This window comes from Streptomyces sp. NBRC 110035, from assembly GCF_000829695.1.
Classification (GTDB): Bacteria; Actinomycetota; Actinomycetes; order Streptomycetales; family Streptomycetaceae; genus Streptomyces.
In genome coordinates, this window is the sequence record NZ_BBNN01000024.1 from 172,168 (window position 1) to 191,380 (window position 19,213).

The 19,213-nt window shown below is 71.9% G+C and carries 13 protein-coding genes and 2 pseudogenes; 7 read left to right on the plus strand and 8 right to left on the minus strand.

The window, feature by feature from the left end; translation table 11 throughout:
* Nucleotides 1-434: 434 nt before the first annotated feature.
* From TU30_RS14805 to TU30_RS14815, 3 genes are all read left to right on the plus strand, one after another.
* Nucleotides 435-7,844 (plus strand): non-ribosomal peptide synthetase, encoded by a 7,410-nt coding sequence (locus tag TU30_RS14805; RefSeq protein WP_234307869.1) that lies wholly within the window; start codon nt 435-437, stop codon nt 7,842-7,844.
* A 79-nt stretch (nt 7,845-7,923) separates the two neighbouring features.
* Nucleotides 7,924-8,154 carry an MbtH family protein gene (locus TU30_RS14810; protein ID WP_042169703.1) on the plus strand — a complete coding sequence of 77 codons (231 nt, stop codon included), beginning with the start codon at nt 7,924-7,926 and terminating at the stop codon, nt 8,152-8,154.
* Nucleotides 8,151-9,347, plus strand: a complete 1,197-nt coding sequence (locus TU30_RS14815; protein ID WP_042169706.1) for a cytochrome P450 — start codon at nt 8,151-8,153, stop codon at nt 9,345-9,347. Before TU30_RS14810 ends, TU30_RS14815 begins: the two co-directional genes overlap by 4 nt.
* A gap of 81 nt (nt 9,348-9,428) precedes the next feature.
* Here TU30_RS14815 and TU30_RS14820 read toward each other — a convergent pair whose 3' ends face one another.
* The 5 genes and pseudogenes from TU30_RS14820 to TU30_RS14840 form a co-directional block, all read right to left on the minus strand.
* The gene (locus tag TU30_RS14820; protein WP_042169710.1) at nt 9,429-10,445 is read right to left on the minus strand and encodes an aldo/keto reductase family protein; all 1,017 of its coding nucleotides are present in this window, start codon (nt 10,443-10,445) and stop codon (nt 9,429-9,431) included.
* A gap of 636 nt (nt 10,446-11,081) precedes the next feature.
* Nucleotides 11,082-11,192, minus strand: a pseudogene (locus tag TU30_RS35380) (AAA family ATPase); the annotation flags it as partial.
* A 251-nt stretch (nt 11,193-11,443) separates the two neighbouring features.
* The gene (locus TU30_RS14830) at nt 11,444-12,070 is read right to left on the minus strand and encodes a YigZ family protein (protein WP_042169715.1); all 627 of its coding nucleotides are present in this window, start codon (nt 12,068-12,070) and stop codon (nt 11,444-11,446) included.
* 79 nt (nt 12,071-12,149) lie between these two features.
* Complete coding sequence (locus TU30_RS14835; protein ID WP_078878290.1) at nt 12,150-12,746, minus strand: histidine phosphatase family protein; 597 nt, start codon at nt 12,744-12,746, stop codon at nt 12,150-12,152.
* Entirely contained in the window at nt 12,743-13,573 is an 831-nt protein-coding gene (locus TU30_RS14840) for a hypothetical protein (RefSeq protein WP_042169718.1), read from the minus strand. Before TU30_RS14840 ends, TU30_RS14835 begins: the two co-directional genes overlap by 4 nt.
* Before the next feature lie 144 nt (nt 13,574-13,717).
* On the opposite strand from TU30_RS14840, the gene TU30_RS14845 reads away from it, so the two are divergent.
* Both TU30_RS14845 and TU30_RS14850 read left to right on the plus strand, forming a co-directional pair.
* Nucleotides 13,718-14,131: a CoA-binding protein gene (locus tag TU30_RS14845; protein ID WP_042169719.1), complete on the plus strand. Its 414-nt coding sequence runs from the start codon at nt 13,718-13,720 to the stop codon at nt 14,129-14,131.
* Between the two features lie 78 nt (nt 14,132-14,209).
* A pseudogene (locus TU30_RS14850) lies at nt 14,210-15,428 on the plus strand (4-hydroxybenzoate 3-monooxygenase); the annotation flags it as partial.
* 43 nt (nt 15,429-15,471) lie between these two features.
* Here TU30_RS14850 and TU30_RS14855 read toward each other — a convergent pair.
* Nucleotides 15,472-15,831: a metalloregulator ArsR/SmtB family transcription factor gene (locus TU30_RS14855; RefSeq protein WP_042169722.1), complete on the minus strand. Its 360-nt coding sequence runs from the start codon at nt 15,829-15,831 to the stop codon at nt 15,472-15,474.
* A gap of 61 nt (nt 15,832-15,892) precedes the next feature.
* Here TU30_RS14855 and TU30_RS14860 point away from each other — a divergent pair, with 61 nt between their 5' ends.
* Nucleotides 15,893-17,011, plus strand: a complete 1,119-nt coding sequence (locus tag TU30_RS14860; RefSeq protein ID WP_078878291.1) for a cation diffusion facilitator family transporter — start codon at nt 15,893-15,895, stop codon at nt 17,009-17,011.
* 75 nt (nt 17,012-17,086) lie between these two features.
* Here TU30_RS14860 and TU30_RS14865 read toward each other — a convergent pair whose 3' ends face one another.
* On the minus strand, nt 17,087-17,644 hold the full coding sequence (locus tag TU30_RS14865; RefSeq protein WP_042169724.1) for a YbaK/EbsC family protein: 558 nt from the start codon (nt 17,642-17,644) through the stop codon (nt 17,087-17,089).
* Between the two features lie 135 nt (nt 17,645-17,779).
* Entirely contained in the window at nt 17,780-18,544 is a 765-nt protein-coding gene (locus tag TU30_RS14870; RefSeq protein ID WP_042169872.1) for an acyltransferase, read from the minus strand.
* Nucleotides 18,545-18,657: 113 nt separating this feature from the next.
* Here TU30_RS14870 and TU30_RS14875 point away from each other — a divergent pair, with 113 nt between their 5' ends.
* Nucleotides 18,658-19,191 (plus strand): gamma carbonic anhydrase family protein, encoded by a 534-nt coding sequence (locus TU30_RS14875; RefSeq protein WP_042169726.1) that lies wholly within the window; start codon nt 18,658-18,660, stop codon nt 19,189-19,191.
* The last annotated feature ends 22 nt before the right edge of the window (nt 19,192-19,213 follow it).

Consider the following 19,213-nt stretch of genomic DNA (forward strand, 5'->3'; position numbering starts at 1 on the left):
GCCGCACATCTGACGGATGACCTCACGACTGCGCCCTGCTGCCGGTGGTGCAGCCAGGGCTCGCGCCCCAGCGGAACCGCCTCCGGGAGTGACCGCACCTGCGGATTGGCCGCAGAACCCCACACGACCGATCAGTTACAAGAACGGCCGAATCGGCCACTGCCCCGTTTCCGCATCGCAACGCACTGCGACATTATCGCTACGCATCGTCCGCTTACGTATTCACCAGACGACTGAGTGCGCCTTCCCCAGTGCGGCCGTCCGGCAGGCCGGCCGCACCGTGCTCCGAGGAGCCCGCGCAGAGGAGTTGACGCGTGTCCGCACAGCACCACTCCCTCCCACCCCGGCTCCCGGCCGATGCTCCGCGCTCCGCGGTCCCCCTCGGACGTTCCGGCCCGTCCGACGCCGCCGCCGCGACGCTCCCGGAAGCCTTCGTGCGACAGGCTCGGCTGACTCCCGATGCGACCGCACTGATCTGTGGCGCCGAGGAGGACACGGCCATGACGTACCGGGAAGTCGACGCTCGTTCCGACCGCCTGGCCCGGCGTCTTGCCTCGGAGGGGGCGGGTCCGGGTTCCACCGTGGCGGTCCTGATGGAACGCTCGACCGATCTCGTGGTGTCTCTGCTCGCCATCGTCAAGTCCGGTGCCTGTTATGTGCCGTTGGACGCACGGCAACCCGCATCGCGACTGCAGTGGATGGTCGAGCAGACCCGATCCCGGTTGATCCTGACGGACGGGCCACGTCCCCAGGACGAGTTCGGCGCCGGGCCACGGGTCCTGTCGGTGCACTCCGGCGCCTCGGACGGGCACGAGGGCCCGGCCTCCCCCGGTATCCCTGCCGAACCGCGGCAGCTCGCCTACGTGATGTTCACCTCCGGCTCCACCGGTACGCCCAAGGGCGTAGCGGTGACTCACGAGAACGTCGTGGGTCTTGCCCGGGACCACACCTGGCGCAGCGGTGCCCACGAGCGGGTCCTGCTGCACTCGCCGCACGCTTTCGACGCGTCCACCTACGAATTGTGGGTGCCGCTGCTGTGCGGCGGGACGGTCGTGGTCGCGCCCCCGGGCGAACTGGACGCCCGAGGCATTGCCTCGGCGGTCTCGGACGCGGGGATCACCGGATTGTGGGTGACCGCCGGGCTGTTCTCCGTCCTCGCGGAGGAGGATCCGCAGTGCTTCCGCGGCGCGCGCGAAGTGTGGACCGGCGGGGACGCAGTCTCGCCCGCGGCCGTCCGGCGGGTCCTGCGGGCCTGTCCCGGCACGGCGGTCGTCAACGGCTACGGGCCGACGGAGACGACGACGTTCGCCACCTACCACCGGGTCGCCGACACCGGTGGCCCGGGCACCGTGGTTCCCATCGGCGCCGCCATGTCGGGCATGCGCATCGAGGTCCTCGACCGGCAGTTGCGCCCGGTCCCACCGGGTGCGGTCGGGGAACTGTACGTCGGCGGCTCGGGCCTGGCCCGTGGTTACTGGAATCGCCCGGCCCTGACCGCCGAACGGTTTGTCGCCGACCCTCTGGGAGAGCCCGGCGCCCGGCTCTTCCGAACCGGTGACCTGGTGCGCGGCAGGTTGGACGGTCTCCTGGAGTTCGTGGGCCGCAGCGATGATCAGGTGAAGATCCGTGGTTTCCGCGTCGAGCCCGGCGAGGTGGAGGCCGCCCTCTCGGAGCACCCGGGTGTCGCCCAGGCCGTGGTCGTGACCAGGGAGGACCGGCCCGGACACAGACGGCTCATCGGCTATGTCGTCCCCACCGATGGGGCCGGGACCGAGCAGGGCAGCGCGGACGCGGTGAGCGAGTGGCAGGGGATCTACAACTCGCTCTACAGCGAGATCGCTCAAGTGCCCTTCGGCGAGGACTTCTCCGGCTGGCACAGCAGCTACGACGGCCGGCCCATCCTGCCGGAGCAGATGCGGGAGTGGCGCGACGCAACCGTGGAACGAATCCGTGAACTGAACCCACGTCGCGTCCTGGAGATAGGCGTGGGCACCGGGCTGCTGATGTCACGGCTGGCTCCGCGATGCGACGCCTACTGGGGAACGGACCTGTCAGGCCGGGCCATCGAGGCACTGACCGAACTGGTGCGTCAGGATGCCTTGCTCGCGGACCGGGTCGAACTGAGCGCCCGCGCGGCCGACGACATCAGCGGCCTGCCCGCCGACTTCTTCGACACCGTCGTCATCAACTCCGTCACCCAGTACTTCCCGGACGCGCACTACCTCACGAACGTCCTGGCCAAGGCAGTCGAGCTGCTCGTTCCCGGCGGGTCGGTCTTCGTCGGAGACGTACGCAACCTGTGCCTCCTTCGCGCCTTCCACACCGATGTCCAGCTGCGCCGCCCCGAATTGCCGTCGAGCCCCGCCGCCCTGCGCGCGGCCGTCGGACACGGCATGGTCCGGGAGAAGGAGCTGCTGGTGGACCCGGCGTTCTTCACCGAACTGACGGACACCGTCCCCGGCATCGGCGGCAGCGAGGTGCGGGTGAAGCGGGGACGGTACGTCAATGAGCTGACCCGCTACCGCTACGACGCCGTGCTGCGCAAGGCCGTACGCGGAGCCGGTCTCGTTCTCCCCGTGGAAGACCTGCGGTGGGGCCAGGACGTCTCGGACCTGGAATCGCTGGCCGGCCGCCTCGGTGCCGGACGGCCCGTCGACATCCGGGTGACGGGGATGCCCGACAGCCGGATCGCACCCGTCGCCGCGGCACTGCGGGCACTGGACGGTGAGGGAGACACGGGCCGGATCCACTCGTTGGGCGTGCAGGACGACGCCGAGACCCTCTTGATCGAGCAAGTGCACGAGCTTGCCGCGCGGTTTGGCCTTCGAGCCTCCGTCACCTGGTCCGCCACCGCTGATGACGCCTTGGACATCGTGCTGACCCGCCGCCCGCCCGGCGCACCCGGCGGTGGAGCCCCGGCACCGGCCGGTACGGCGCTGGACTCACTCGTCAACGCCCCCTCCACTGCGCGGGACACCGGCGCCCTGGTCTCCTCGGTCCGCGACTTCCTGAAGAGGCGGCTACCCGAGTACCTGGTCCCGGCCGCCACGGTGGTGCTCGAGGCCATGCCACTGACGCCACACGGCAAGGTGGACCGCCGACGGCTGCCGGAGCCCGACATCGGCTCCGCCGAGGACGGACGGTCACCGCGCACCCCTCTCGAAGAGCTGCTGTGCGGGCTGTTCGCCGATATCCTGGGCGTGTCGAGAGTCACCATCGACGACAGCTTCTTCGCCCTCGGCGGCCACTCCCTTTCCGCCACCCGCCTCAGCTCCCGGCTGCGGTCAGTGCTCGGCCTGGAGCTGCCGGTGCGCAGCGTCTTCGAAGCACCGACCGTCGCCGGTCTGGCCGAAGCCGTGCGGCAGGCGTCGGCCGGGGGCCGTCCCCCGCTCCAGCCCATGGAGCGCCCCGATGAGGTACCGCTGTCCTTCGCGCAGCACCGTCTGTGGTTTCTCGACCGGCTCCAGGGTCCGGCCGCGACGTACAACGTCCCGCTCGTCCTTGAGCTGGAAGGGGAGTTGGACCGGGCGGCGCTCGAAGCCGCGCTCGCCGATGTCGTCGAGCGCCACGAGAGCCTGCGGACGGTCTTTCCTGAAACGGCAGGTGTGCCCAGGCAGTCGGTCTTTGACGGCGCGGCCGCACGGCCGCCGCTCGATGTCAGTACGGTGGCGCCCGCGGAACTCGACGCGGCGGTGGCCGCGACGGTACGCCACCCGTTCAACCTGGCGGGCCACATTCCGGTCAGGGCGCACCTGTTCAGCACGGCCCCGGACCGCCACGTCCTGGCACTGACCGTCCATCACATCGCCTGCGACGGATGGTCCCTCGCACCGCTGTGGCGGGACCTCGCCACAGCCTACGCGGCGCGCCGCCGCGGTGAGGTTCCCGGCGCGGAACCGCTGCCGGTCCAGTACACGGACTACACCCTGTGGCAGCGTCGACTCCTGGGCGAGGAGGACGACCCCGACAGTCCGGCCGCCCGTCAGCTCGCGTACTGGACCGGCGCTCTGAAAGGACTGCCCGAGTACGCCGAACTCCCCCTCGACCGGCCCCGCCCGCAGTCCGCGTCCCACCACGGCGATACTCTGCACTTCGCGGTGGACGCCGAGCTGCACCGGCGGATCGTGGACCTGGCGGGGCGGTGCGGGGCGAGCCCGTTCATGGTGGTGCACGCCACGCTCGCCACCTTGCTGAGCAAGCTGGGCGCGGGCCACGACATCGCGATCGGCACCCCGGTGGCGGGCCGCACGGATCAAGCCCTGGATGATCTGGTGGGGTTCTTCGTCAACACCTTGGTGCTGCGTACCGACACCTCGGGGAACCCCGCCTTCCGGGATCTGCTCGCCCGGGTGCGGGAGACCGATCTGGCCGCGTACGCCCATCAGGACCTATCGTTCGAGCGGCTTGTGGACGCCCTCGCCCCGGCGCGCGGGACGCCCCACCACCCTCTGTTCCAGGTGATGCTGGCCCTGCAGAACGCTCCGCAGGGCGCGCCGGAGCTGCCGGGCCTGACCGTCAGGGAGCGTGCGGTGAGCACTGGTGCCTGCAGGTTCGACCTTTCACTGAGCCTGCGGGAGCGCCAGGGCGCCGACCAGCGCCCGCAGGGGATGGACGGCGTGGCGGAGTACAGCACCGACCTGTTCGACCGGGGCAGCGTCGAGCGTCTCATCCACCGGTTCCTTCGCTTCCTCAACGCGGTCACCACCGACCCCGGGCAGCGGATCGGCACGCTGGATGCAGTCCTCCCCGGCGAGCGGGAGACGCTGCTGAAACAGAGCCGCAACACGCTGCGGGATGTACCGCGACTTCCCCTGCCCGATCTGTTCGAGACGCAGGTCAAGCGGACGCCCGAGGCAACAGCGCTGCTCTTCGACAACGGTGTGGGGTCAGCACGGAAAATGACTTACCGTCAGCTCAACGCACGGGCGAACCAGCTCGCCAGGTACCTCGTCGGCTGCGGCATCGGCCCCGAGCAGTACGTGGCCATCGCACTGCCCCGCACGGTCGACTCGGTCATCGCCGCCCTCGCCGTGCTGAAGGCGGGAGGCGCGTATCTGCCGCTGGATGCCAACTACCCTGCCGTCCGGCTCCGGTTCATGCTTGAGGACGTCCGTCCGGCGCTGCTCCTCACCGACTTCGACACGTCGTTTACCCTTCCGGACGTTCCCGGCGTCCCTGGCATGCGCCGAGTCGTCCTGGACCAGGCCGAGACCCGGCACGCCGTCGGCCTGTGTCGGGAGACGGACGTCGCCGACGGTGAGCGGGTGCGCCCGCTGGCGGACACGAGTCCGGCATACGCCATCTACACCTCCGGGTCCACCGGCCGCCCCAAGGGCGTGGTGGTGACCCACTCCGGCTTCTCCGGTGTCGTCGAGGTGCAGCTGCGGCGGTTCGGGGTGACGGCGTCGAGCCGGATCCTTCAGTTCGCATCGCACAGCTTCGACGGGGCGGTGTGGGAACTGTGCGGAGGGCTGCTGACCGGGGCCACACTGGTGATGGCACCGGCAGAACTCACCGCACCCGGGCCCGGCTTGGCCGCCCTGGTCGAGCGGCTCGGCGTCACCCACGCGACGCTGCCGCCGACCGCGCTGACCGTGCTGGAGCCCGCTCAGCTGGCTTCCGTGTCCTCGCTGATCGTCTCGGGTGAAGCATTGTCGGGGAAGACGGTTCGGCGCTGGTCGGCCGGACGCCGCTTCATTAACGGCTACGGCCCGACCGAGACCACCGTGTGCGCCACGCTCAGCTCCCCGCTCTCCGGCAGCGGTACGCCTCCGATCGGCACACCCACCGTGGGCGCGAGCACCTACGTCCTCGACCGCGACCTGTGTCTCGTGCCGCCCGGGATGCCCGGAGAGCTGCACGTCTCCGGGGCCGGACTTGCCCGCGGCTACCTGCGCCGGCCGGGACTCACGGCCGACCGGTTCGTGGCCGACCCGTTCGGCGCCCCCGGCTCCCGGATGTATCGCACCGGCGACATCGTTCGCTGGAACAGCGACGGGGAACTGGAATACATGGGCCGTGCCGACGGGCAGGTCAAGATTCGGGGGTTCCGGATCGAGCCGGGCGAGGTCGAGGCCGCCCTGAGCGCCCATCCGGACGTCGCGCAAGCCGTGGTCGTCCCCCGCAAGGACAGCCGCGGCGCCACCTGCCTCGCCGGATACGTCGTGCCCGCCGGCCACTCGGTGGGCCTGAACGGCCTTGAGCTGCGCTCTCATCTGGCCGGTCTGCTGCCCGACTACATGGTCCCGGCCTCGGTGACGGTCCTTGACGCGCTGCCGGTCGCGGCAACGGGCAAGGTGGACCGCGCCGCGCTCCCGGCGCCGGACCTCGCGACGCTGTCGGCAGGCCGGGCGCCGCGCAATCCGCGCGAACGCATCCTGTGCGAACTGTACGCCGAGGTTCTGGACGTCCCGCAGGTCACCATCGACGACTGTTTCTTCGCCCTGGGCGGGCACTCTCTGCTCGTAACCCGGGTGATCAGCGGGATCCGCCGCCGCCTCGGGGTGGACCTGCCCGTCCGTACCCTCTTCGAACGGCAGTCGGTCGCCGCGCTCCTTGAGGCAGTCGACCAGGTGAGCCCGCCGGCGGACGCTTCCGCATCCGGGCCGGCCCCGGCCGACCTCGTGGCAGAGGCCGTGCTCGACCCGCGGATCACCGTCGGGCCCCAGCGAGAGGGGCAGTCCGGCGACGCGACGGACCACGAGAACATCCTGTTGACGGGCGCGACGGGCTTCCTCGGCGCCTTCCTCCTGCGCGAACTCCTCGACCGTACGAGTGCCGACATCCACTGTCTGGTCCGCGCGGACGACACCGAGCAGGCGTCCAGGCGCGTCCGGCAGAGCCTGGCGGAGTACGGGCTGTGGAACGAGTCCACCCGCAGCCGGATCGTGCCCGTGCCCGGTGATCTGGAAAAGCCCCTGCTCGGCCTCTCCCCGGAGCGGTTCGACGCCCTGGCGGCCCTGACTGACGTCGTTTATCACAATGGCGCGCGGGTCAACGCGGTCGAACCGTACGCCCGGCTGAGTGCGTCCAACGTGTCCGGCACCCAGGAGGTGCTTCGCCTGGCGACCCGCTCGGCCCCGGTGCTGGTCCACTACGTCTCGACGGCTGCGGTCTCCGTGAGTACCGACGAGGACTACGGGAACCTCGGCCCCGTGCCCGAGTCCCACCGGGTACGCCCTGACTCCCTCATGCCAGGCGGCTACACGGCCAGCAAGTGGGCGGCGGAGCAGCTCGTGTGGGAGGCGGCCGAGCGTGGGCTCCCGGTGAGTGTGTACCGGTTCGGCCGGGTGAGCGGGCACACCGTCAGCGGGGCCGGTTCCAGCAAGGACGTGCTCTGGCAGCTCGTGCGGGCGATGCTCGTCATCGGGGCCGCCCCGCACCCTGCCGGTCGGGACGCCCCGCCCCCCGTGGTCGACCTGATCCCCGTGGACCACGCCGCGGCCGCCCTCGTTCACCTCTCCCGCCGCCCCGGCAGCATCGGTCTGGCGCACCATCTCACGTGCCCCGAACCCGTCCCCTTCGACACGTTCCTCGACCATCTGCGGTCGTACGGCTATCACTTGGCCACCATGAGCCTCGACGACTGGATGCGAGCCCTGCGCCGGCAGGCGGACGCCGAGGCGGAGCGGGAGAAAGGCGCGGGGCTCCTTGACGCGGCCGTGCTGCTCGCCGACACCCTGCCCGCACTGTCCCGCCTGGGGCAGATCCGTCTCGACCGGACCAACACCCTGACCGGCCTTGCAGACTCGGGACCGGCGTTCCCGGCCCTGGACGGCGCGCTCATCCGGACCTACGCCGATCACTTCGTAGCATCAGGCTTCTTCCCACCGCCCGCCCGCTGAGCACCACACCATCACCGTGGCCGACCCGGGAGAGCCACGCCATCACCCCATCCATTCGTCCACGGAAAGGTCACGCATCATGAGCAACCCCTGGGATGACACCGAGGGCACTTTCTCGGTGCTGGTCAACGACGAGGGACAGCACTCCTTGTGGCCGTCCTTCACCGCCGTGCCCGCGGGGTGGACCACGGTCCACGGCCCTGCCTCCCACCAGGAATGCCTCGCGTACGTCGAGGAGAACTGGACCGACATGCGGCCCAAGAGCCTCGTCGAGCACTACGACCGGTTCTCGGAGGTGCAGTCCGCATGAGCGACCAGCAGTCACCCCGCAGCTACCCCTTCAGTGAAGCGATCGCTCTGGACCTCGATCCGCTGTACAGAGAGCTGCGCCAGGAGGAACCCGTCCTCCGGGTTCGCTGCCCTTTCGGCGAGGACGCCTGGCTGGTCACCAAGCACGCGGACATGAAGAAGATCCTGGGGGATCACCGGTTCAGCCGTGCGATGGCAGCGGAGCACGACGAGTCCCGTCTGACCCCGTTGCCCATCCACACCAGCATCCTGGGTATGGACCCGCCCGACCACACCCGGCTGCGCAGGCTTCTGGCAAAGGTCTTCACCACGCGCCGCGTCGAGCTGCTGCGTCCCCGGGTCGAAGGCGAGGCGCACCGGCTGATCGACGGCCTCGTCACTCAGGGGCCACCAGGCGATCTCATGGAGGGGTTCGCGGTTCCCTTCGCCGGTACGGTCGTCTGCGATCTGCTCGGTGTCCCGTTCGAGGACCGCGAGCGGTTCCGCGGCTGGCTCGACGCCTTTTCCGCCACGACCGTGATGACGGAGGAGGAGATCGAGGCGGACACCGAGCGGTTGCACGGATACATCGCGCGGCTGATGGCCGCCCGCCGTCAGCAGCCGCAGGACGACCTGATCAGCGCCATGGTCAAGGCCAGCGACGAGGAGGAGAAGCTCTCCGAGAAGGAGCTGGTGGAGCTGGCGAGTGTCCTGCTGATCGCGGGGCACGAGACGGTCTCGTCGCAGCTCATCGACTCTCTGTACGTCCTGTTCACCCACCCCGAGCAGCTGGAACTGCTTCAGGGCAAGCGCGAGTCGACGCCGAGGGCGATCGAGGAACTGCTGCGCTATGTGCCCCTCATCTCCCATGTCACCTTCGCGCGCTACGCCACCGAGGACGTCGAGCTGAGCGGAACGCTTGTCCGTGCGGGCGAATCCGTACTTCCTGCCATTCCCTCGGCCAACCGTGATGAATCAGTGTTCGAGAACGCGGACCTTTTCGACCTGACCCGCGAGCACAATCCCCATCTGGGATTCGGGTACGGAATCCACCGTTGCCTGGGTGCGCCGCTCGCCCGCCTCGAAATGCAGGTGGCACTCGATGCGTTGTTCGCGCGGCTGCCCGGCATGCGGTGTGCCGTTCCCATGAATTCACTGGAATGGAAGGACGGCATGCAGGTACGGAGCTTGCTGCGGTTGCCAATCGTCTGGTGAACCACCGGTGAAGTCACGGCACTTGACTGAGGGGACCCGCGGACGTGTCATACGTCCGCGAGGAGGCCCACGCTCGCACCGTCAGGCGAGCCGCCAGTCGGGGGACGACGGGCTGCTCCCGACCGTGGCCGCCGGGTCACGGTTGGCCACCGGGCCGAGGACGGTTTCGATCCGGGCCATGACGTCGTCGTCCAGCCTGGTGCCGGCCGCCTTGACGTTTTCGGTGATCTGCTCGGGCCGGGATGCACCAAGCACGGCCGCGGAGACACTGGGGTTCTGGAGCACCCACGCGAGCGAGAGTTGCGCGACCGTCAGGCCGCCGTCGGCGGCGATCGGCCGCAACTGCTGCACCCGGCCGAGGACGTCGTCCGTCAGCCAGGCGGCCAGGACCGTTGAGCCGTCGTTCGAGTCCGTGGCCCGGGAGCCCTCCGGCCACTTGCCGCCCGGCAGATACTTGCCGGTCAACACGCCTTGGGCCAGGGGCGACCAGACGATTTGCCCGAGGCCGAGCTCCTCGCAGACCGGAATGACCTCGGCCTCGGGCACCCTCCACAGGGCTGAATACTGCGGCTGGTTGGAGATCAGGGGGATCTTGAGCTCACGGGCGAGGGCGTACCCGTACCTGATCTGGTCCGCGGTCCACTCGGATACGCCGATGTAGTGCGCCTTGCCGGAGTGCACCACGTCGGCGAGGGCCTCCATGGTCTCCTCCAGCGGAGTGGAGAGGTCGAACCGGTGAGCCTGGTAGACATCCACGTGGTCTGTACCGAGGCGGCGCAGGGAGTTGCCGATCGACTCCTGGATGTGCTTGCGCGAGAGCCCCATGTCGTTGCGGCCCGGCCCGGCCGGGGCGAAGACTTTGGTGAGAATCTCCAGGCCCTCCCGGCGCTCTCCCTTCAGCGCCCGGCCGAGGGATTCCTCGGCGTGGGCGTCCGCATAGACGTCCGCGGTGTCGAAGGTGGTGATTCCGGCGTCAAGTGCCGCGCGCACGCAGGCCAGTTCCGTCCCTTCGCTTCTCGATGAACTCCGGGTCAGCCAGTTGCCGTATGCAATCCGACTGACGATTAACCCGCTGCGTCCCAGATGGCGAAAGTCCATGGCACCAAATTATCAACGGATTTGGTATCCCTCCGGCGAACGCGCAACTGGCTACGCCCGTCTCCTGCCTGGCCGGTCTGAGGAGCTGTCTGCAGCAGCACGGAGTGACGTCTGATTCTGCCCTCGCGGGGCCGACGCCGAACGGTCGGCGCCTCAGCCACCTTGACGAGCCGGCGCTCGGTCAGAGTGGTCGTGACCGTGTCGTACTCAGGCTTCGGCTCGTCCGGGCCCGGACACAGCGCAAGACCGGACCGGAACCCGGTCGCCGCCTCCGGCAGGCGGGCCATCCGCAGCTCGGTGGGCCCCACCCGGCCGCCCGGAGATCCTGAGCGGCCTTGGGCTGCGGACCAGGTGCTCTCCGCACCGTGGTGCCAACCGCGAGGACGGTGACCGGGACGGCGGGCGGCTTCGCTCCGCGGCGGGGCCCGCCCGGTGGGCGCCGGCTTCCCGGCGACCATCCATCCCCGCGCCACATCACATGGATCATGGCGGTTCTCCGGGAATCCCGGAGAACCGCCATGATCCATGTGGGCCATCTGCGCCGTGACGCCATGCCGACCTGGGGAAACGGAGGCAATTCGAGGGACAGCCATCCCGACGAACCCGGGGGATATTGCACGGTTCGAGTGGCCGTGGTCATCCGATGGACCGTTCGGCCTGGGCTTTGGTCCGGGCGAGGCGGCAGGAGTCGGTGCCGGTCTCGACGATGGCCGCGCAGAGCCTGGGACCGGTGAACGTCTTCGTCCACCAGAAGGCCGCCGACCGGTTCGGGCCGCCGACCGGTTCGTCGGCGCCTGCCAGACCTCGCCCCGCCGCCTGCAACTCAATGCCTTCCCCCAGCACGGAACCAGCACGGGACAGGTCACCAGGGATGACGAGGGGTGCCCACAGGTCAGCGCCGAACCAGCACCGGCACCACCGACGAGCCCCTCATTGAGGAAGCGACACCCGCCTGAACTGCACCTTTACCAAACCGACGGGGCGCACGGTTGCGGTCGTCACACGTCGCCGTACGTCTCACCGCCCGGCTCGAAGCGGGCGGTCCCGGCGGTCGCGTCCGCGAGCCAGGACCGGAAGGCGTCCACATCGGCGTCCGGGAGGGCGATCTCGATCGTGACCTCCTCGCCGTAGCGCACGTCCCGCACCTCGCGTCCCGTGGAGCGCAGGTCGTTCTGGACCTTGCCGGCCCGCTGGTGGTCGACGGTCACCGCGGCCAGCCGGAACCGGCGCCGGGTGAGCGTGCCGACGCTGTCCAGCGCCTCGCCGACGGCCCCGCCGTACGCCCGGATGAGCCCGCCCGCGCCGAGCTTGACCCCGCCGTAGTAGCGGGTGACGACGGCGACGACGTACCGCATGTCGCGGCGCAGCAGCATCTGGAGCATGGGGACGCCCGCGGTGCCGCCGGGTTCGCCGTCGTCGCTCGCCTTCTGGACGGAGGCGTCCGCGCCGATGACGTACGCCCAGCAGTTGTGGGTGGCGTCGGCGTGTTCCTTGCGGACGGCGGCGACGAACTCCTGTGCCTCCCGCTCGGTGGCCGCCGGGGCGAGCGCGCACAGGAAGCGGGAGCGGTTGGTCTCGGTCTCGTGCACACCCGCGCGGGTGACGGTGCGGTACTCGTCCTGCATCCGGCCACCCTATGCGCAGCCGTCCGGGCGGCAGGTCACGGGCGGCGGGCGCGGGAGGGCCGGGGACGGGCCGGGAGGCCTACCGCGCGGTGCCCCGGGGCACGGTCATCGCGGTCAGCAGGGCGGTGCCGGGGGCGAGGTCCGCCCAGGCGGCGCCGCGCCAGGAGAGCACCGCGACCGCGGAGGTCGGGAACTTGGCGCGGACCCGGTCGAGCGTGTCGCCCACGCCGTCGCCGGCCAGCGTCAGGACGAGGTCGGCCAGGCCCGGGTTGTGGCCGATCAGCAGCAGGGTGCCGACTTCGGCGGGCACCTCGCGCACCGCCGCCAGCAGGTCGGGAACACCGGCGGCGTAGAGCCGCGGCTCGTGCCGGACCGGCGGGGGTGTGTCCCACTGGGCCGCCACCGGCTCCCAGGTCCGGCGCGCGCGTACGGCGGTGGAACACAGGGCGAGGCCGGGCGTGCCGACGGTCCCGGCGATCACGCGCCCGGCGGCGGGCGCGTCGCGCTCGCCGCGCGCGGCGAGCGGACGGTCGTGGTCGGGTACGCCCTCGAGCCAGGCGGACTTGGCGTGCCGCAGCACGACCAGCCGGCGCGACGGCCCCGTCCCGGTGTCCCCGGTGCGTTCCGTGGAGCCGGTGCGTTCCGTCGGCACGGCCCCGCCGGAGGTCCCGGTCATGCCGGGGCCCCCAGGTCCCGGGTGAGATCGAGGCCGAGCAGCCGGTCGGCGTAGGCGTACGTCTCGAAGCGGGCGCCGTCCGGCACCTCCGCGTCCTGCTCCACCGCGCGGAGTACGCGGAGCACGCCGACCGCGTCCAGGTCGTCCTCCCAGGCGGTGCGCAGGGCCACGCGCACCGTGTCGGGGATGGGCCGCGAGGACCGGTGCGCCCAGGCGGCGACCGCACCGCGCCAGCGCCCGAGGGTGCCCTCGGCCTCGTCCAGGGCGGCGGGGTCGAGCCGCAGCGGACGGCTTCGGGGGTGCGTGAGCAGGGCGAGCCGCAGGACGGCCGGCTCGGCGAGGTCGTCCGGGGCGGTGAGACCGGCGGGGCCGGCGGCACCAATGGAATCGGCGCGGTCGGCGCCGTCCGACGCGTCACCCGGCCCCTCCTGGTGGACGGGCGCGACGACGACACGCACTCCGTCGGGTGTCGCGCCGCCCTCGCTCACCACGTGCAGGACCTGGGCCTCCCCCAGCCCCGTGCCGGCGTCCCGGTCGTCCTCGAAGGGCCGTACGCCGAGGGCGGCACCCGCGGCACGCAGTTCGGGCAGGTTCCGTTCGCCGTCGAGCAGCGCCCACACCGGGGTGCCGCCGAGTTCCAGGGCGCGCACGAGCAGGTCGGCGACGAGCAGCACGCGCAGGTTCGTCGGATCGAACCCGCGCGTGTGGGCCTCGACGCGGGTGAGGCCCCGCCGGGCGGGGGTGGCGTCCACGAGTTCGCCGGTCCGGGCGTCGGTGATGCGCAGCACGAGGCGAGCGTAGGCGCACAAGCGGGTCCGCGCAGTCATCTCGCACGCTTTCGGGGGACGCCGTGGCTCCGGGACGTTCCCCGTGTCCCCGGGAATCACCCCGCGCTCCGGTTCGTTGTCCGGAGGACAGCTCCCTGACGACTGCTACGGCACGACTACGGATACGCCCCCAGGAGGCCCACGGTGTACGGCGACGAGGCAACGGTCCGCAGGATTCTCACCGGGCTCGGCGACACCTGGGCCGTGGTGGGCCTGTCCTCGAACCGGCAGCGCGCGGCGTACGGCGTCGCCCAGGTGCTGCAGCGCTTCGGCAAGCGTGTGGTGCCGGTGCATCCGAAGGCCGAGACGGTGCACGGCGAGCAGGGGTACGCCTCCCTGGCGGACATCCCCTTCGAGGTGGACGTCGTGGACGTGTTCGTGAACAGCGAACTGGCCGGGGCCGTCGCGGACGAGGCGGTCGCCAAGGGTGCCGAGGCGGTCTGGTTCCAGCTGGACGTCGTCGACGAGGCGGCCTACGAACGGGCCCGTGCGGCGGGCCTGGAGATGGTGATGGACCGCTGCCCCGCGATCGAGATACCGCGGCTGGGCCAGGCCTGAGGTCCACGCCGTCCCAGGCCGTGGACAAGGGCGCGACGCCTCGGCCGCAGCCGAGTGCCGTGCCGTCATAATGACCGGATGACGCGGTCCTTTCCCTCTCCTCTTCACTCCAACTCCCTTGCCGCCCAAAGGTTTTCGGTCGTCATCGTGAGTGCCGGTCCGGCCGGGCTCACGGTCGGCAGCATCCTGCGGGCGGCCGGTGTGGAGTGCCTGGCCCTGGAGGCCGGGTCGCGGGAGTTCATCGAGCGGCGGCCCCGGGCCGGGGTGACCGAGGAAGGGGCGGTGCGCGGGCTGGAGCGGCGGGGTCTCGCACGGGACCTGCTGGAGCGGGCCGAACTGCACTCCGCGTGCGAGTTCCGCTTCCACGGGGAGCGGTACCGCTCCCCCTACCGGAAGCTGACGGGCAGTCACCACTGGATCCGTCCGCAGCCGTTGCTGGTCACGGACCTGGTGCGCGCGTACGCGGACGTGCGGGGCGGGCAGATCCGGTTCGGCGTGCGGGACGTGCGGCTGCACGACATGGACGGCGACCGGCCGTCGGTGCCGTACACCTGCCCGGAGACCGGCGGGCGGCAGGTCGTGGAGTGCTCCTTCGTGGCGGGCTGCGACGGGGCCCGCGGGGCGACGCGGGCGCGCTGCCGCCGGAGCGGGCGCGTGTGGCGCGGCACGACTACGGCATCGGCTGGCCGGCGCTGCTCGCCGAGGCGCCGTCGGCCGGTGACAGCGTGGTCTTCGGCTGCCACCCGGACGGGTTCGCCGGCCAGATGCCGCGCAGCCCCGGGGTGACCCGCTACCACCTCCAGTGCCCGCCCGGCTCCGACCCCGCCGACTGGCCGCACGAGCGGGTCTGGGCGGAGCTCCGGCGACGGCTCGGCGCGGCCGGCGCACCCCTCCGGCCGAGGGGCGGCTGGTCGAGAAGCGCGTGCTGGCCATGCACGACTACGTCACCGAGCCGATGGCGTTCGGGCGCCTCTTCCTGGCCGGGGACGCGGCGCATCTGGTCGCGCCGATCGCCGCCAAGGGCATGAACCTCGCCCTGCACGACGCCTTCCTGCTCGGTGACGCGCTGGCCGCTCACCTCACGAGCGGCGACGACAGCGGACTGGCCGGCTACTCGCAGGCGTGCCTGCGGCGCGTGTGGGACCACCAGGAGTTCTCGCAGTGGCTCTCCGAGCTCTACCACGGCACCGCGGCGGGCGAACCGTTCCGCGCGGGCACCACGCCGGCCCGGCTGCGACGTCTGTTCACGTCCCGCGCCGCGGCCACCGCCTTCGCCGAGCAGTATCTGGGCACGGCCCCTCGTACTGACCGGGCGAGCGCCGAGCGCCTCTCCGGCTGCCTCAGTCGTGCGGGGGCCGGTCGTTCAGCCGGTGGTCGGCGACGTTCAGCGCCTCGTCCACCAGCCGCCGCAGGTGTCCGTCGCGCAGTGAGTAGATCACCCTGCGGCCCTCCTTGCGCGTGTCCACGAGTCCCGCGAGGCGTAGCCGCGCCAGATGCTGGCTGACCGCGGGCCGCGCCGCCCCGCACACCTCCGTGAGCGTGCCCACGTCGGCCTCTCCCCCGGTCAGCGCGTGCAGCAGGGTCAGCCGGGTGCGGTCACCGAGCAGGGCCAGGAGTTCCGCGGCGAGCGCGAACTGCTCGTCGCCGGGTGTGCGCGGGTGCGCACCGTGCGCAGATGACAGGTGCATGCGTGCGCTCATACGCACATAATGGCCCCGTGGGCGACAGCCCGTCCACCTCGCGCACCGGAAGGGGACCCACGTGAGCGACCGGCAAGAGCCCGGCCAGGACCACGAGCCCCGGCACCGGCACGGCCCCAGCCCCAGCCATGAGCAGCCGCGTGGGCACCGCCACGAGCGCGACCGTCACGGCCACGGGCACCCCGACGCGTTGTCCCGCCACCACGGCCGCCTCCGCCATCTGCTCACCCCGCACTCCCATGAGACCGCGGACAAGGTCGACTCCGCCCTCGAGTCCTCGGCCCGCGGCCTGCGGGCGCTGTGGGTCTCCCTGGCGGTGCTCGGTGCGACGGCACTGGCGCAGGCGGTCGTGGTGGCCGTCTCGGGCTCGGTCGCGCTGCTCGGCGACACGGTGCACAACGCCGCTGACGCCCTGACCGCCGTACCGCTCGGGATCGCCTTCGTGCTGGGCCGGCGGGCCGCCACCCGTCGCTTCACCTACGGATACGGCCGGGCCGAGGACCTGGCGGGCGTCGTGATCGTGCTGACGATCGCGGCCTCCGCGGCCTTCGCGGGCTGGACGGCGGTGGACCGCCTCCTCGACCCGCGGCCGATGAACCACGTCCCGGCGGTCGCCGTCGCCGCTCTCGTCGGCTTCGCGGGCAACGAGTGGGTGGCCCGCTACCGCATCCGGGTCGGCCGGGCCATCGGCTCGGCCGCGCTGGTCGCCGACGGACTGCACGCCCGGACGGACGGGTTCACCTCGCTCGCCGTCCTGCTGGGCGCCGGCGGGGCGGCCCTGGGGTGGCAGCTCGCGGACCCGGTCGTGGGGCTGGCGATCACGGCGGCGATCGTCCTGGTACTGCGGGACGCGGCGAGGGAGGTGTTCGGGCGGATGATGGACGCCGTCGACCCGACGCTCGTGGACCGGGCCGAGCAGGCGCTGAGCGAGATCCCCGGTGTGCGCGCGGTGGGCGAGCTGCGGCTGCGCTGGATCGGTCACCGGCTGCGGGCCGAGGTGGCGGTCGTGGTGGACGGCGGGGCGACCGTGCGGGAGGCCCACCGCGTCGCGGTCGACGCCGAGCACGCCCTGCTGCACGCGGTACCCCGGCTGACCGCGGCCCTGGTCCACGCCGATCCGGAGCCCGCCCCGGGTGAGCAGGACCCGCACCTGCCCCTGGCCCACCACGCGGCGGCCTGACCGGGGCGGCCGGCGTGACCCGACCGGTGCGGGCGCCGGGCCGGCCCGGCCCCGGTCCCCGTGAGCGGCCGGGGCTCAGGCCACGCCCAGCCCTTCCAGTACGACCGCGCCGGGCAGCTCGGCGAAGGCCTTGCCCGGCACCAGGAGTTTGCCCTGCCGGCGCCCGCTGCCGACGAGCACGTACGGCAGGTCGACGACGGCCGCGTCCACGAGCACCGGCCAGCCGGCGGGGAGTCCGATCGGGGTGATGCCGCCGTACTCCATGCCGCTCTCCCCCGTCGCCGTGTCCATCGGGGCGAACGAGGCCTTGCGGGCGCCGAGCCGGCGGCGCACGACGCCGTTGACGTCGGCCCGGGCCGTGGAGGGGACGACGCAGGCGGCGAGGGTGCTCCCGCCGCCCCGCTTGCCCACCACGACCACGCAGTTCGCGGAGCGCTCGAGCAGGTCTTGGCCGTAGTGCTCGACGAAGACCGCGGTGTCGGCCCAGCGGGGGTCCGTGTCGACGTAGAGGATCTGCTCGGCGGGGACGCTGCCGCTCCAGGCGCGGACGGCCGCGGCGACCGGCGCGGTGAGCCGGTCGAGGCATTCGGGGGCGGGGGTGGCGTGGTCGAAGGTGCCGATGGGCGCGCGCATGACGGCACCGTAACAGCCGTGCGGCGGCCGTCGGCGTGGTGTCCCGGCGGCCGCCGGCAGCGCCGGGGCGGGCGGGGCCCGCACCCGCCCGCCCCGGCGCTGTCCGTCCCGCGTCCTCGGGGGTGAGGACCTCAGTCAGCTCCCGGGTTCCAGCTCGGCGAGCCGGGCCACGTCCTCCTCGTCCAGCGCCGACAGCGCCCGCAGCTGCTCCGGCGTGACGCCCTCCGGGATCGGCACCGGCGCCGGCGTGCGCAGCGGCGGCTGCCAGCCCTCGCCGGGAGTCCAACGGCGTACCACCCGGGCCGGGGCGCCCGCGACCACGGCGTGGTCGGGAACCGTGCCGCGCACCACCGCGCCCGCGGCCACCACCACGTTCCGCCCGATCCGCGCGCCGGGGAGGATCACCGCCCCGGTGCCGATCCAGCAGCCGGGGCCGATCTCCACCGGGTCCATCCGCGGCCACTGCTTGCCGATGGGCTCGTGCGGATCGTCGTAGGAGTGGTTGGTGGACGTGATGTAGACGTACGGTCCGACGTAGCAGTCGCTGCCGATGGTGACGGCGGTGTCGGCGATGACATGGCTGCCGCGGCCGAGGACGACACCGTCGCCGAGACGCAGGATCGGGTCGGGCCCCAGCTCCAGGCCGGGCATCAGCCCGGCGGTCAGTGTGACCTGTTCGCCGATGACGCAGTGCGCGCCGAGCTGGATCCAGGGTTCGCCGAAGACGGTGCCGAGCGGGAAGGCGAGCCTGGTACCTGTTCCCATCGCGCCGAAGCGGAGGCGGCCGGGGTGTTCGGCGGTCACCGAGCCCGTGCGCTGCACCCAGGCCCAGCCCGCGTGGACCGCGCGCTGCGCGAGGCGACGTGGCCAGGACGAGAACGTGTTCCTGCTTTTCGGCACCCGCTCACCGTAGTCGCCGGGCGTGACCCCCATCCGCTGCACGCCCTGTGATCTTCACCCCACACCTCTGGCGTACGGTGCCTGTCATCACCCGACCAGGAGGCGAGGCGACGATGACGCACAAGGCGCTGATCACCGGCATCGGCGGCAGGGAACCCCAGGTGGACCCGACCGCCTTCGTGGCACCCACGGCCACGGTGGTGGGGGACGTGACGCTGGGGGCGGGGGCGAGCGTCTGGTACGGCGCGGTCCTGCGCGGCGACGTGGAGGCGATCACGGTCGGCGCGAGCAGCAACGTCCAGGACAACTGCACGCTGCACGCCGACCCCGGCTTCCCCGTCACGGTCGGCGAACGCGTCTCCGTCGGGCACAACGCCGTGGTGCACGGGGCGACGGTGGGGGACGACTGCCTGATCGGCATGGGGGCCACGGTGCTCAACGGCGCGGTGATCGGCGCCGGTTCCCTGGTGGCCGCGCAGGCGCTGGTGCCGCAGGGCATGGAGGTGCCGCCGGGCTCGCTGGTCGCGGGGGTCCCGGCGAAGGTCCGACGGGAGCTGACGCAGGAGGAGCGCGCGGGACTGACGCTCAACGGGACGATGTACACGGAGCTGGCGAAGGCGCACCGCGACGTGCACGGTGCGCCGTAGGGCCTGTCCGGACCGGCCGTGG